Origin of the sequence: Companilactobacillus sp. RD055328 (assembly GCF_022835675.1) — a bacterium.
Lineage (GTDB): Bacteria > Bacillota > Bacilli > Lactobacillales > Lactobacillaceae > BQUT01.
The window spans coordinates 76,027-88,531 of record NZ_BQUT01000005.1; the positions used below are offsets into that span (position 1 = coordinate 76,027).

17 protein-coding genes, 2 tRNA genes and 1 other annotated feature are annotated in these 12,505 nt (G+C 32.6%); of the genes, 17 read left to right on the plus strand and 2 right to left on the minus strand.

Annotated features, from left to right (window positions below):
• Positions 1 to 2: 2 nt before the first annotated feature.
• On the plus strand, positions 3 to 404 hold the full coding sequence (locus RD055328_RS02515) for a rhodanese-like domain-containing protein (RefSeq protein ID WP_244087239.1): 402 nt from the start codon (positions 3 to 5) through the stop codon (positions 402 to 404).
• Between the two features lie 39 nt (positions 405 to 443).
• On the opposite strand, the gene RD055328_RS02520 is transcribed toward RD055328_RS02515, so the two are convergent.
• A complete protein-coding gene (locus RD055328_RS02520) occupies positions 444 to 626 on the minus strand; it encodes a DUF3042 family protein (protein ID WP_244087240.1) in 183 nt (60 codons plus the stop codon).
• Between the two features lie 67 nt (positions 627 to 693).
• Between RD055328_RS02520 and miaA the strand changes: the two genes are divergently transcribed.
• Positions 694 to 1,602: a tRNA (adenosine(37)-N6)-dimethylallyltransferase MiaA gene (gene miaA / locus RD055328_RS02525; protein ID WP_244087241.1), complete on the plus strand. Its 909-nt coding sequence runs from the start codon at positions 694 to 696 to the stop codon at positions 1,600 to 1,602.
• A gap of 67 nt (positions 1,603 to 1,669) precedes the next feature.
• Positions 1,670 to 1,743 (plus strand) — tRNA-Arg (locus RD055328_RS02530).
• 127 nt (positions 1,744 to 1,870) lie between these two features.
• On the opposite strand, the gene RD055328_RS02535 is transcribed toward RD055328_RS02530, so the two are convergent.
• Positions 1,871 to 1,957, minus strand: a tRNA-Thr gene (locus tag RD055328_RS02535).
• Between the two features lie 125 nt (positions 1,958 to 2,082).
• Here RD055328_RS02535 and RD055328_RS02540 point away from each other — a divergent pair.
• The 14 genes from RD055328_RS02540 (at position 2,083) to RD055328_RS02605 (ending at position 12,505) form a co-directional block, all read left to right on the plus strand.
• The gene (locus RD055328_RS02540) at positions 2,083 to 3,294 is read left to right on the plus strand and encodes a carboxylate--amine ligase (protein WP_244087242.1); all 1,212 of its coding nucleotides are present in this window, start codon (positions 2,083 to 2,085) and stop codon (positions 3,292 to 3,294) included.
• Between the two features lie 22 nt (positions 3,295 to 3,316).
• A complete protein-coding gene (locus RD055328_RS02545) occupies positions 3,317 to 4,324 on the plus strand; it encodes a peptidoglycan bridge formation glycyltransferase FemA/FemB family protein (protein ID WP_244087243.1) in 1,008 nt (335 codons plus the stop codon).
• 114 nt (positions 4,325 to 4,438) lie between these two features.
• Entirely contained in the window at positions 4,439 to 5,641 is a 1,203-nt protein-coding gene (locus RD055328_RS02550; protein WP_244087244.1) for a glycine betaine/L-proline ABC transporter ATP-binding protein, read from the plus strand.
• Positions 5,634 to 6,488, plus strand: coding sequence for a proline/glycine betaine ABC transporter permease (locus RD055328_RS02555; RefSeq protein ID WP_244087245.1), 855 nt, complete (start codon positions 5,634 to 5,636; stop codon positions 6,486 to 6,488). Before RD055328_RS02550 ends, RD055328_RS02555 begins: the two co-directional genes overlap by 8 nt.
• A gap of 12 nt (positions 6,489 to 6,500) precedes the next feature.
• Positions 6,501 to 7,400 carry a glycine betaine ABC transporter substrate-binding protein gene (locus RD055328_RS02560; protein WP_244087246.1) on the plus strand — a complete coding sequence of 300 codons (900 nt, stop codon included), beginning with the start codon at positions 6,501 to 6,503 and terminating at the stop codon, positions 7,398 to 7,400.
• Positions 7,401 to 7,454: 54 nt separating this feature from the next.
• Positions 7,455 to 7,524: a sequence feature (ribosomal protein L21 leader region), on the plus strand.
• Between the two features lie 9 nt (positions 7,525 to 7,533).
• Complete coding sequence (gene rplU, locus RD055328_RS02565) at positions 7,534 to 7,848, plus strand: 50S ribosomal protein L21 (protein ID WP_244087247.1); 315 nt, start codon at positions 7,534 to 7,536, stop codon at positions 7,846 to 7,848.
• Between the two features lie 2 nt (positions 7,849 to 7,850).
• Positions 7,851 to 8,183, plus strand: a complete 333-nt coding sequence (locus tag RD055328_RS02570) for a ribosomal-processing cysteine protease Prp (RefSeq protein ID WP_244087248.1) — start codon at positions 7,851 to 7,853, stop codon at positions 8,181 to 8,183.
• 16 nt (positions 8,184 to 8,199) lie between these two features.
• Positions 8,200 to 8,472, plus strand: coding sequence for a 50S ribosomal protein L27 (gene rpmA, locus RD055328_RS02575; RefSeq protein WP_244087249.1), 273 nt, complete (start codon positions 8,200 to 8,202; stop codon positions 8,470 to 8,472).
• A gap of 142 nt (positions 8,473 to 8,614) precedes the next feature.
• Positions 8,615 to 9,175 (plus strand): elongation factor P, encoded by a 561-nt coding sequence (efp, locus tag RD055328_RS02580; RefSeq protein WP_244087250.1) that lies wholly within the window; start codon positions 8,615 to 8,617, stop codon positions 9,173 to 9,175.
• A gap of 29 nt (positions 9,176 to 9,204) precedes the next feature.
• Positions 9,205 to 9,618 (plus strand): Asp23/Gls24 family envelope stress response protein, encoded by a 414-nt coding sequence (locus RD055328_RS02585; RefSeq protein WP_244087251.1) that lies wholly within the window; start codon positions 9,205 to 9,207, stop codon positions 9,616 to 9,618.
• A gap of 14 nt (positions 9,619 to 9,632) precedes the next feature.
• Positions 9,633 to 10,064, plus strand: coding sequence for a transcription antitermination factor NusB (gene nusB / locus RD055328_RS02590; RefSeq protein WP_244087252.1), 432 nt, complete (start codon positions 9,633 to 9,635; stop codon positions 10,062 to 10,064).
• A 35-nt stretch (positions 10,065 to 10,099) separates the two neighbouring features.
• Positions 10,100 to 10,954 carry a bifunctional 5,10-methylenetetrahydrofolate dehydrogenase/5,10-methenyltetrahydrofolate cyclohydrolase gene (locus RD055328_RS02595; RefSeq protein WP_244087253.1) on the plus strand — a complete coding sequence of 285 codons (855 nt, stop codon included), beginning with the start codon at positions 10,100 to 10,102 and terminating at the stop codon, positions 10,952 to 10,954.
• On the plus strand, positions 10,941 to 12,272 hold the full coding sequence (gene xseA, locus RD055328_RS02600; protein ID WP_244087254.1) for an exodeoxyribonuclease VII large subunit: 1,332 nt from the start codon (positions 10,941 to 10,943) through the stop codon (positions 12,270 to 12,272). The genes RD055328_RS02595 and xseA overlap by 14 nt, the downstream gene beginning before the upstream one ends.
• 2 nt (positions 12,273 to 12,274) lie before the next feature.
• On the plus strand, positions 12,275 to 12,505 hold the full coding sequence (locus tag RD055328_RS02605) for an exodeoxyribonuclease VII small subunit (protein ID WP_244087255.1): 231 nt from the start codon (positions 12,275 to 12,277) through the stop codon (positions 12,503 to 12,505).

Genomic DNA, 12,505 nt, shown 5'->3' on the forward strand with positions numbered 1-12,505 from the left:
CTATGAGCATACTATATACAATTAATATTATCCTTGTTGCAATCTTATTATACTTTGGTGGAACTTGGGTATATTATCGACTACGTGGGCGTCAATTAAATGGTGCAATGAGTCCAGAGGATTTTGAGAGTACTATGCGTAAAGCACAAATTATTGATACACGTGAAAAATCTGAATTTGATGCAAAACATATTTTAGGTGCGCGTAACTTGCCTTATACACAAATGAAAATGTATGCTAACGAGTTAAGAAAAGATTTACCTGTATATGTTTATGATCGAAGTGTAAATGCAGCAATTAGATCCACTGGTCGCTTGAAAAAATATGGTTTTACTGATGTATATTGGTTAAATCAAGGATTCAGTGACTGGCAAGGTAAGACTAAAAAAACTACAAAATTGTAAAATAAAAAGACTTGGGAAATCCCAAGTCTTTTATAATAATTAACTTAAATGTGAGTGCATTGATTTTCTGTTAGCGCGAAGACGATTTTCTTCTAGTCTTTCTTCTTCTTTTTCTTCAGGTTCAAGGATAACCTTTGTAAACGCAGTAGCAGCTCCGGCAACAACACCGGCAACAGCGAATGCTCCTACGAAAAATCCTTTAGCAAATGAGTTTTTACTCATAGTAGTACCTCCTAGTTATTTAATTCAAATTCTAACATTTTATATAAATTTTGGAAATGGTAAAGAAATGAAAAAAAATAAAGCAATTATTATTTTAGGCCCAACTGCTATTGGAAAGAGTAGTTTAGGTATCAAATTAGCCCAAAAGTATAACGGTGAAATAATATCTGGTGATTCAATGCAGGTATATCGAAATCTAGATATCGGTACAGCTAAAGTAACTATTGATGAACAACAATTAGTCAAACATCATTTGATTGATATTACTGACGTAACGAAACGATATACGGTTAAAGATTTCCAAGAACAATCAGAAAAATTGATTGAACAAATAAATAGTAGCGGTAAAATTCCAATAATTGTTGGAGGAACTGGCTTTTATTTGAACGCTTTAGTACAAGGAATGAATCTCGGTGGTGAGGGTGAAAGTTCGCAAGAACTCCGTTTCAAATTAGAACAGTACAGTCTAGAATGGCTCATGAATAAATTAAAAGAAGTTGATCCAGAAACCGCTAAAACAATTGATTCAAATAATAAGCGACGAATTATTCGAGCTATTGAAGTTTTTGAACAAACTGGAAATAAGATTTCTGATCAAGAAGATAGTATTAACGATAAAAATGAGTTCTTAATTGTTGGTTTAACTGACAATCGCGAGAGTATTTATGAACGAATTAATAATCGTGTAGAAGACATGTTTAGTGAGGGACTTGAAGAAGAAGCTCGACAATTATATGAAATTAAAGAAACTGTACCTCAAGCAAAAACTGGAATTGGGTATAAAGAGCTATTTGGTTATTTTGATGGAGAATATGATTTAACTGAAGCTAAGCGGTTGATTCAAAGAAATACACGTCATTTTGCTAAACGACAGTTAACTTATTTTAGAAATCAAATGAAAGTTAATTGGGTAGAAATTTCAGATGATAAATTTTCACAAAATATTGAGGAAATTATCAATAAATTCATAAAATAGTTGTGATTCACCGTTGACACAGTACAGTATTATTAATACAATGGTTTAGTACTAATCAAGTATACATGTCGCAGTGGCTCAGCTGGATAGAGCAACGGTCTTCTAAACCGTAGGTCATGAGTTCGAATCTCATCTGTGACATATATATATAAGACTTAGAATAATTCAATTATTCTAAGTCTTTTTTTATCTATTTTTTTTGCACAAAAAAATCCTACCAAACTTCAAGAGTTAAAATTAACACAAGAAAGATGATAGGATCTTATTAAGGAGAGTGAAGGAATTGAACCCCCGCACGCTTACGCGCCCACAAACTACAAGTAGTATTGCAACATTACCGCTCTGCCAACTCTCCATTAGGCATGAATTTAATATAAACTTTTTGTTTTAAATTGTAAAGTGCAATTTTGAGTTAAGTGATAAAAATATACAGTATTTGATGTGTTATAATTAATATTAAAATTTAAGGAGTGAATTAATTTGGATTACGGCAAACAAATTATTCCAGTTTTAGTTGGAACTGACATAAATGTTTATGGAATGGCTCGTTCATTTCATGAAGAATACGGTATTAAAAGTCATTGCATTGGTGTTTCTGAATTAATAATGACTAAAAATTCTAAGATTTGCGATGTTACTATTGTTTCAAATTTAAAAGACAATGAAGTTTTTGTAAAATCATTAATTGAATTATCTACTAGCATTACAAATAGTTTGGATATAAAACCAATATTAATTTGTGCTGGTGATGAATATACAGAATTAGTTATTAAGAATGAAAAAAAGTTAAGCGAATATTTTCTTATTCCTTACCCAAATCAAAGTATCCTTTCCAAAGTTTATTATAAAGATAGTTTTTACGCATTATGTGAAGAATATGGTTTGCCATACCCACAAACTGTAGTAGTTGGCGCTGATGATTATGAACAACAAGTTAATAACTTGAGCTTGAAGTTTCCAGTTGCGATGAAGCCCGTTGATGCTGCACAGCAAATAGCTTTGAATTTTGAAGGGCAACGTAAGGCTTATAAGTTTGAAAACAAAGACGATATTATTAATATGATTAAAAAGACATATGATGCCGGATATATTGGAAAATTCTTATTACAAGATTTTATACCGGGTGATGATACTCATATGTATACAATTAATTTTTATGCGGATGCCGATCATAATGTACGAATGATGACAATGGGGCAACAATTACTGCAAGATCCATCGGATTTCTTAGTAGGTAATTATATTGCAACAATGATTAAATACGTACCTGAAATTGAACAAAAGTTAACTAATTTTATTAAAGAAATAGAGTACTCAGGATACGGTAATTTTGATCTTAAATTTGATGACCGTGATCAAGAATACAAATTAATTGAGTTGAATCCTCGTCAAGGTCGTAGTTCTTTTTACACCACTGCAAGTGGTTATAATTTAGTTAAATATGCAGTTGAGGATTTAATCTTCAACGAGCCATATATAAAAACAGTTTATGCGGATACTGATTTTCTTTGGGTTGGTGTAAATGTTGACGATGCATTGAAGCATGTTAGTGATCCAGAGATTAAACAAAAAATGGAAGAATTGGTTGCGCAGGGTAAGTACGGCGATACGTTGAGATATAAAAAAGATCGCTCAATTACTAGAAATCGACGCGTTAACAAATATTACGCAAGTTATAAAAATAGATTTTAATAATTCAAATGGAGAATGATGTATGCCAGTTGTTAATATAGAAGATAAAGAAGAGTTAGAACGTTATGAGAATTTTGTGAAAAATGCCCCTTTTACATCAGTAACTCAAGACGTTGCATGGGCAAATGTTAAGAATAATTGGGAGCCATTATACGTCTATATAGAAGAAAATAATGAAATAATTGCAGGAATGTCTGTACTTATGATGACTAATGAAGATGGTAAAAAATTTGCCTATTGTTCTAAGGGGCCGGTTTGTGATCCTAGTGATGTAGATATAATAGATGCATTGGTCCAAGAAGGACTGAGTGAATTAAAGAAAAACAATGTTTTCTTACTTAGATTTGATCCAGAAATTAAGTTCTCTGAAGAATTAGATACTAAATTCATTGAACATGGATATATTACTCGTAATCGTAATATGACTAAAGCTCATGATACTATTCAACCGTTATATAATATTGTCGTCGATGTGAAAGATAAAAATATTGACGAAGTTATGGCAAATATGACTGGGAAAACTAGGACCAAAATTCGCAAGTCAATGAAAAGTGGTGTAGAAATTACACAATCAGATAGCTTAGATGATATTTCTGATTTCTTTGAATGTTACAAAACCATGAGTGATATTCATGGTATTACGTACCGTCCGATTGAATACTTCCAACGTATGGTTGAAGTATTTGGTGGAAGAGATATGATGAAAATCTTCATTGCAAGATATGAAGGTCAACTACAAGCATCGGCCATAGCTTTTAATTACGGGGATAAAGTTTGGCATATGTATGGTGGTTCAATGCGTGTGCAAAATAGTTTGATGATTCCATATTATTTACAACATGAAATGATTCAGTGGGCAACTGAAACAAACAAGGAACGTTATGATATGGGTGGAGTATGGGGACTAGATAATGATGATGGACTTTATAGATTTAAACATCCATTTGCTCCCAAACAAGAAGTAGTTGAGTACATTGGTGAAATTGACTACGTTTTAGATCAAGAAGCTTATGAGAAGTTTATTAAATAAGCATTTAAGTATAAGCATTTGAAGTGATTTATTTTTTTTGTTAACATAAGTAAATGATCACATAGAAAACTTTGATATTTATCAAAGTTTTTTTGTTTTATAAAGGAGGCATATATGCCAACAAAAGTTAAGGTAGAGAACCTAACAAAGATTTTTGGCCGTCGAGCTGGACGTGCTAAAGAATTATTGAAAAAAGGAAAATCTAAATCAGAAATTTTGAAAGAAGTAGGTGCTACAGTCGGAGTTAACCAAGCTAATTTCGAAATTCAATCTGGTGAAATATTCGTTATCATGGGTCTTTCGGGATCTGGTAAATCAACTCTTGTAAGGATGATTAACCGTTTAATTGAACCAACAGATGGAAATATCTGGATTGATAATGAAGATCTAATGAAGGTCGATAAAAAAGGATTACTAAATATTCGTCGTAAAAAAATGAGTATGGTTTTCCAAAACTTTGGCTTATTCCCTAATCGAACTGTATTAGAAAATACAGAGTATGGATTAGAAATTCAAGGAATATCTAAATCTGAAAGAGAAGTTAAAGCTAAAGAAGCGTTAGATGAAGTTGGACTTGCAGGATATTATGATCAATATCCAACTCAACTATCTGGTGGGATGCAACAACGTGTTGGATTAGCTCGAGCATTAGCAAATGATTCAGAAATATTGTTGATGGATGAAGCTTTCTCAGCATTAGACCCATTGAATCGTTCTGATATGCAAGATCAATTACTCGATCTTCAAGAACGTTTAAACAAGACAATTATTTTCATTAGTCATGATTTAGATGAAGCACTAAAAATTGGTGATCATATCATGATTATGAAAGACGGTGAGATAATTCAAATCGGGACACCGGAAGATATTTTGACAAAACCTGAAGATGAGTATGTCGAAAAATTCATTGAGAATGTTGACCGTAGTAAGATTTTAACTGCTGAGAATGTAATGATTCGTCCAGCAACAATTAATATTCAAAAAGACGGACCTCGTTTGGCCTTGAAACGTATGCGTGAAGAAAAAGTATCTATGGTTTATGTCGTTGATAATCGTCGTAAATTAGTAGGAACTTTGGATGTAATGGACGTCGCAAACTTAGTAAAAGAAGGTAGTCGTGATTTAGAATCCATTATTAATAAATCTAATCTACCAACAACAACACCTGATAAGCCACTGGCTGAATTAATGGAAGAAATCTCTCAAACACCAATTCCATTCGCTGTTATTGATGATTCAGATAGATTAATAGGAATAATCATCCGTGGTGCCGTATTAGGAGCTTTAACTGGAAACGAGGTAAGTGAATTTGAATAATTTATTAGCAATTCAAAAAATACCATTAGCGCAATGGATTGATTCATTGGTTGATGAACTGACAAAATTTACAGGATTTTTTAATGTCATTTCTAATTTTATTAATGGTATTATTAATGGTTTTCAATGGGTATTTGACTTATTACCTGCTTGGTTATTTATCTTAATCATTTTAGGATTAACCTATTATGCCAATAAAGGTAAGCAAAAATATGGTCTTTTGATATTTGAATTATTGGGATTAATGTTGATTATTAATCTTGGTTTTTGGCGAGATATGACACAAACTTTAACGTTAGTTTTAACTGCAACTTTAATTTCATTAATAATTGGAATTCCATTAGGAATTTTAATGGGTAAAAGTAATACAGCAGAAGTTATTTTGAAGCCTATATTGGACTTTATGCAAACAATGCCGGCCTTTGTTTATCTAATTCCAGCTGTTGCCTTTTTTGGTATCGGAATGATGCCAGGGGTATTTGCATCAGTTATTTTTGCAATGCCTCCAACAGTTAGAATGACTAACTTAGGAATAAGACAAGTTCCAACTGAATTAATTGAAGCTTCAGAATCATATGGATCAACTGAATGGCAAAAATTAATAAAAGTTCAACTTCCATTAGCTAAGTCAACAATGATGGCTGGTATCAATCAAAGTATGATGCTTTCACTTTCAATGGTTGTAATTGCATCAATGATTGGTGCTATGGGATTAGGAACTCGTGTTTACTTTGCAGTAGGTAGAAATGATGCTGGTAACGGATTTGCTGCTGGATTAGCAATCGTTATTCTAGCAATTATTTTAGATCGTTTAACACAAGCACTAACGAGAGAAAAACAAAAATAAGGAGGAGAAATTATGAAGAAAAAAACTATTTCACTTGTTTCCTTATTATTTGTAACAATATTATTAGCTTCATGTTCTGCTTCTCAACCTAAATATGATGATAAAAAAACTGTCGGATCTCAGATTAACTACACAATTACCGGTATTGATGCTGGTGCAGGAATTATGTCATCGACTCAAAAAGCTATTACTAGTTATGGTCTAGATGATAAAAATTGGCAATTACAAACCAGTTCAACAGCTGCTATGACAAGTACTTTAGATAAGGCATTGAAAGATGAACGCCCAATAGTTATTACTGGATGGCAACCACACTGGATGTTCACTAAATATAAGATTAAATTCTTAAAAGACCCTAAAAATGTTTATGGGGAAGCTGAAAACATTCATACAATTGCTCGTAAAGGTTTGAAAGAAGATGAACCTAGTGCTTATGAAGTTTTAGATCGTTTTAACTGGACTAAAGAACAAATGTCTAATGTTATGTTGAAAGTTAATAATGGTGAGGATCCTGAAAAAGCTGCTAATGACTGGATTAAAAAAAATCAAAGTCAAGTGGATACTTGGACAGATGGCGTTAAAAAAGTTAAAAACCGTGAAATCAAGTTAACTTATGTTGCTTGGGACTCAGAAATTGCCTCTACAAATGTCGTGGCTCAAGTGTTGAAATCAATTGGTTATGATGTAACAATTCAAGCCATGGAAATTCAACCAATGTGGTCTTCAATAGCAACTAAAGCGGCTGACGCACAGGTTTGTGCATGGTTGCCTAAAACTTCAGGTGTATTTTATAAAGATTTCAAAGGTAAGTATGATGATTTAGGTGTTAACTTAAAAGGTGCACGTGTTGGGTTAGCTGTTCCTGAATATATGACTAATATTAATAGTATTGAAGATTTGAAAAATAAATGATAAATATAGCCGTACTATTGACTAATGGCGAATTATTTGGTAAATTTATCTAGTTGTAATCTACAACCGCACAATTTGGGTCTTAAAGCTTAGTCACCCATAAATGGCGAGTCTTAGAAGGAGGTACATGTATATGTACGCAATTATTAAAACTGGCGGAAAACAATATAAGGTTCAAGAAAAAGAAGCTATATATGTTGAAAAGCTTGACGTTGAAGAAGGAAAGAAAGTTACTTTTGACGAAGTTATCATGGTCGTTGATGGTACTAAATCTTCAATTGGTGCACCATTTGTTAAAGGTGCAACTGTTTCTGGTAAGGTTGAAAAACAAGGTAAAGAACGTAAAGTTGTTACTTACAAATACAAACCTAAGAAACATTCACATACAAAAACTGGTCACCGTCAACCATACACAAGAGTTATGATTGATAGCATCAAAAACGCTTAATAATGATTAAAGCAAGTTTTATTAAAGATAGTTCAAACCGAATTACAAATTTTGTAATTACAGGCCATGCTGATTACGACGAACATGGACAAGATATTGTCTGTGCTGCCGTGTCAGTGTCGGTGATTGAAGCTATTAACAGTATAGAAATACTTGCCGGTGTTAAGGGCGACGTTGAAATTGATGAAGAAGAAGGGGGACTTATCACATTTGCTGTCAAATATGATAATACTCCAGAACAAAATCATGACGTTGAATTACTCTTAAACCACCTATATAATTCGTATAAAGATATAGTTAAAGAATATTCTGCATTTGCAGGATACGCTGATTAACGGAGGAAAATATATTATGTTAAAATTAGACTTACAATTCTTCTCTCACCATAAAGGTGGAGGTTCAACATCAAATGGTCGTGATTCAGCTGGTCGTAGACTAGGTGCTAAAATCGCTGATGGTCAACGTGCAAACGCTGGTTCAATCATTTATAGACAACGTGGAACAAAAATTCACCCAGGTACAAATGTTGGTATCGGTGGAGATGACACATTGTTTGCTCTTAAAGAAGGCGTAGTTAAGTTCGAACGTCTTGGTAAAGACCGCAAAAAAGTTTCAGTATATTAATACAAAGAAAGCTCTCATTTAGAGAGCTTTTTTTCTGCTTAAAAAAACTTTGACAATTTAGTAACAAAGACTGAATATAGCTTGATTTAATGTACTCATAATTGATATTATTAATAAGATAAATAACGAGGAGAAATAACATATGTCAATTTCTGTAAATGACTTTAAGAATGGGCTAACAATTGATCTAGATGGAGATTTATGGCGTGTTGTTGAATTCCAACATGTTAAGCCTGGTAAAGGTGGTGCATTTGTTCGTTCAAAACTGAAGAACCTTAGAACAGGTGCTCAACAAGAACAAACATTTAGATCAACTGCAAAAGTTGAAAAGGCACAAATAGATACAAAGAAAATGCAATATCTATATGCTAATGGTGATAATCATGTATTCATGGATTCAGAAACCTATGAACAATTAGAAATTGCTGCTCCACAAATCAAAGAAGAACTTAAATATTTACAAGAAAACATGATGGTAAATATTGTTATGCACGAAGGGGAAACTCTTGGTGTTGAATTACCTAATACAGTTAACCTAGAAGTTTCTGAAACAGAAGCTACAATTAAAGGTAATACTCAATCAGGTGGTTCAAAACCAGCAACAATGACAACTGGACTTGTTGTACAAGTTCCATTCTTTATTAATGCCGGAGATGTACTTACTGTTAATACACAAGACGGTTCATACATTTCTAGAGCTTAATTTATCCACTTTCAAAGAGGAGAAACACTATGCCAGATTCAAAAAATATTTTAATTCAACAAGAGAATAGTTCTGTTAACGGAACAGTAGAAATTTCCCCAAGAGTTCTTGAAATAATCTTGGGAATTGCTGCTCGAGAAGTTGATGGTGTTTATGATATGCGCGATTCATTATCAAGTACATTGAATTCTTTATTTGGATTAGAGAATCACGGTAAGGGCGTTACAATCGAACAAAAAGATGATGGATTAATTGCGGACGTTTATGCCTATTTTGATTATGGTATATCTGTACCAAAAGTATCTTTGAAATTGCAAAAAGCTCTTAAAGAACAACTAGTTTTCATGACAGATCTAAAACTAAAAGATATAAATGTACATGTAGTAGGATTAGTTGCGAAAAAAGCCGATGGTAACATCGAAGGAATCAAAATATCTGAATAAAAAGGAAGTTAATTGTGGAAGTTACTCGTCATGAGATTAGAGAATTAGCATTACAAACATTATATTCAATGGGTTCAAATAATGATTTGTCAGAACAAGAATCCATACAAAATGTTTTAGAATACAAATTAAAAACTGATGAGTTGACTGAAGCTATTCCAGAATATTTAGAATTTTTGGTAAATGGCGTTAACCAAAGTCAAAAAGGACTAGATGAAAAAATTGCTCCTAAACTAGGTAAGAAATGGACAATTGATCGATTACCAAAGATGAGTTTAGTAATTCTTAGACTTGGTTTATTTGAAATTTTATATAGTAATGAAGTGCCTCAAAAAGTTGCTATTAATGAAGCAATTGAATTAGCTCATCAGTATAGTGATCCTGATGATGCTAGTTTTATTAATGCCGTACTCTCAAACTTTATAGATGACAAAAACGCTGGTTAATTTTAACCGGCGTTTTATATTTTTAGGAGGATTTCATGGATAAGATATTAGACGGAAAAAACACAGCAATTCAATATGATGAAGAAATGGTACAAACTATTGCTAGTTTAAAACAAGATAATGTCACACCAGGACTAGCGGTTATTATGGTTGGTAATAATAGTGCCAGTGAAATTTATGTTCGAAACAAAAAACGTCGAGCTGAAAAATTAGGATTTAATTTTGAAGAAATAAAGCTCCCAGAATCTATTAGTGAAGATGAATTGTTGAATGAAGTAAATAAACTCAATCAACGTGATGATATTGATGGATTCATTGTTCAATTACCATTACCAGAACATATCTCTGAAGAAAAAATTGTAAATGCCGTAAATGCCGATAAAGATGTTGATGGCTTTGCTCCATATAATGTTGGAAAATTATTTATGAATGATCCAAAACAAGTTCCAGCAACAGCTAAGGGAATAATGTTGTTACTTGAGAAATATAACGTTGAACTTGATGGTAAAAACGTTGTTATAGTAGGGCGAAGTAATATTGTTGGACGCCCTGTAGCGGCTTTAATGTTGAATGCTAACGCTACAGTGACAGTTACTCATTCTCATACTAAGAACTTATCTGAAGTTACTAAACAAGCGGATATTTTAATTGTAGCTATTGGTAAGAGTGAATTTATAACTTCAGATTATATTAAATCTGGTGCTGTCGTTATTGATGTTGGAATGAATCGAGTTGATGGTAAGTTAAGTGGAGATGTTGATTTTGATTCAGCCATCAAACAAGCATCACTTATTACTCCAGTTCCTGGTGGTGTCGGACCTATGACAATAACGGGGTTAATGTATCAAACAATCGAAATTGCTAAGAAGAGGGCAAATGCAAAGAGATAAATATTTATCAGTTACAGCTTTAAGTCAATATATAAAACGTAAGTTTGAAGTGGATCCTTATTTAGGAAGGGTCTATTTAGTAGGAGAAATTTCTAATTTTCGAATGAGACCTAATGCTCATCAGTATTTTTCTTTAAAAGATGATAAAGCTAAAATTTCGGCTATCATGTTTAAAAATGCATTCTCAAGATTAAAATTCCAACCAGAAGAAGGAATGAAAGTCCTGATAACTGGTCGAATTTCTGTTTATGAACCTAGTGGAACATACCAAATATATATTGATAGTATGGAGCCAGATGGTGTTGGTGCTTTGTATCAAGCATACGAACAATTAAAGCAAAAATTACAAGTAGAAGGCGCATTTGATTTACCTAAAAAAGAAATAACCAAATTTCCAAGAAAAATCGCAATAATTACTAGTGAGTCAGGTGCCGTTATTCGAGATATTATTACGACTGTTTCTAGACGTTATCCAATAGCTCAACTAGTACTTTATCCAGCGGTTGTTCAAGGAGACAAAGCAGCAGATGATATTGTTCGCCAAATTAAACGAGTTAATGATCATGGAGATTTTGATACTCTAATTATTGGTCGAGGTGGTGGATCGATTGAAGATCTTTGGCCCTTTAACGAAGAACGTGTAGCAAGAGCAATAATTGATAGCAATATACCTGTTATTTCATCGGTTGGTCATGAAACGGATACAACGATTGCTGATCTTGTGGCGGACGTTCGTGCGGCAACACCTACTGCAGCTGCCGAACTTGCTACGCCTGATTTAACGCAACTAGTTCTTACAATTAACGATTATAAGAGTAGAATTGCTGCATCACAAAATCGTAGAATTAATACAGCAATTGATGAATTAAATAAGATAAAAAGTCGACCAATCATGCAACACCCAGAAAGAATATATGATGTCTATGTTCAAAAATTAGATCAACTTAAATTGATGTTATTTAATAATATTAGAACTAATTTGCGTAGTATCAGTAATACACTACAATTGAATACGCAACAATTGATTAATAATAATCCACAATCACTAATTCAGCATCAAATGAGTAATTTGAAGCTATTAAATGAAAAATTGAACACTAATACTAATAATATTTATGTTCAAAACCGTAATGAATTTAAGAATCAGTTAGATAAGTTGGACAGTTTGAGCCCGTTAAAAACATTGAGTCGAGGTTATTCTGTTGTTACTAAAGATGACAAAATATTAAATCAAACAAAAGACTTTGAAATAAATGATAAAATTGAAATAAAGGTATCTGATGGTGAAATTAGTGCTATCGTTGATGAGGTGAAATAACTATGACAGAGAAAAAATTTGAAGATAACATGAAAAAATTAGAAACAATTGTTGCTGAATTAGAACAAGGAGATGTTCCTTTAGAAGAAGCAATGAAAAAATTTCAGACGGGTATAGAGTTAAGTAATTCTTTAGAGAAGACACTAAAAACTGCAGAAAAAACATTAACAAAAGTCATGACTGACGATAATACTGAAAGAAACATTGATGACACTATAACAGATGCGGAGTAA

Bases quoted from the DNA above. Each gene is read 5' to 3' on its own strand.
- RD055328_RS02550 (WP_244087244.1), top strand. From the start codon at position 4,439: ATGCCAACAAAAGTTAAGGTAGAGAACCTAACAAAGATTTTTGGCCGT.
- RD055328_RS02605 (WP_244087255.1), top strand. From the start codon at position 12,275: ATGACAGAGAAAAAATTTGAAGATAACATGAAAAAATTAGAAACAATT.
- rpmA (WP_244087249.1), top strand. From the start codon at position 8,200: ATGTTAAAATTAGACTTACAATTCTTCTCTCACCATAAAGGTGGAGGT.
- xseA (WP_244087254.1), top strand. From the start codon at position 10,941: ATGCAAAGAGATAAATATTTATCAGTTACAGCTTTAAGTCAATATATA.
- RD055328_RS02515 (WP_244087239.1), top strand. From the start codon at position 3: ATGAGCATACTATATACAATTAATATTATCCTTGTTGCAATCTTATTA.
- RD055328_RS02520 (WP_244087240.1), bottom strand. From the start codon at position 626: ATGAGTAAAAACTCATTTGCTAAAGGATTTTTCGTAGGAGCATTCGCT.
- RD055328_RS02560 (WP_244087246.1), top strand. From the start codon at position 6,501: ATGAAGAAAAAAACTATTTCACTTGTTTCCTTATTATTTGTAACAATA.
- rplU (WP_244087247.1), top strand. From the start codon at position 7,534: ATGTACGCAATTATTAAAACTGGCGGAAAACAATATAAGGTTCAAGAA.
- RD055328_RS02585 (WP_244087251.1), top strand. From the start codon at position 9,205: ATGCCAGATTCAAAAAATATTTTAATTCAACAAGAGAATAGTTCTGTT.
- efp (WP_244087250.1), top strand. From the start codon at position 8,615: ATGTCAATTTCTGTAAATGACTTTAAGAATGGGCTAACAATTGATCTA.
- miaA (WP_244087241.1), top strand. From the start codon at position 694: ATGAAAAAAAATAAAGCAATTATTATTTTAGGCCCAACTGCTATTGGA.
- RD055328_RS02570 (WP_244087248.1), top strand. From the start codon at position 7,851: ATGATTAAAGCAAGTTTTATTAAAGATAGTTCAAACCGAATTACAAAT.
- RD055328_RS02595 (WP_244087253.1), top strand. From the start codon at position 10,100: ATGGATAAGATATTAGACGGAAAAAACACAGCAATTCAATATGATGAA.
- RD055328_RS02545 (WP_244087243.1), top strand. From the start codon at position 3,317: ATGCCAGTTGTTAATATAGAAGATAAAGAAGAGTTAGAACGTTATGAG.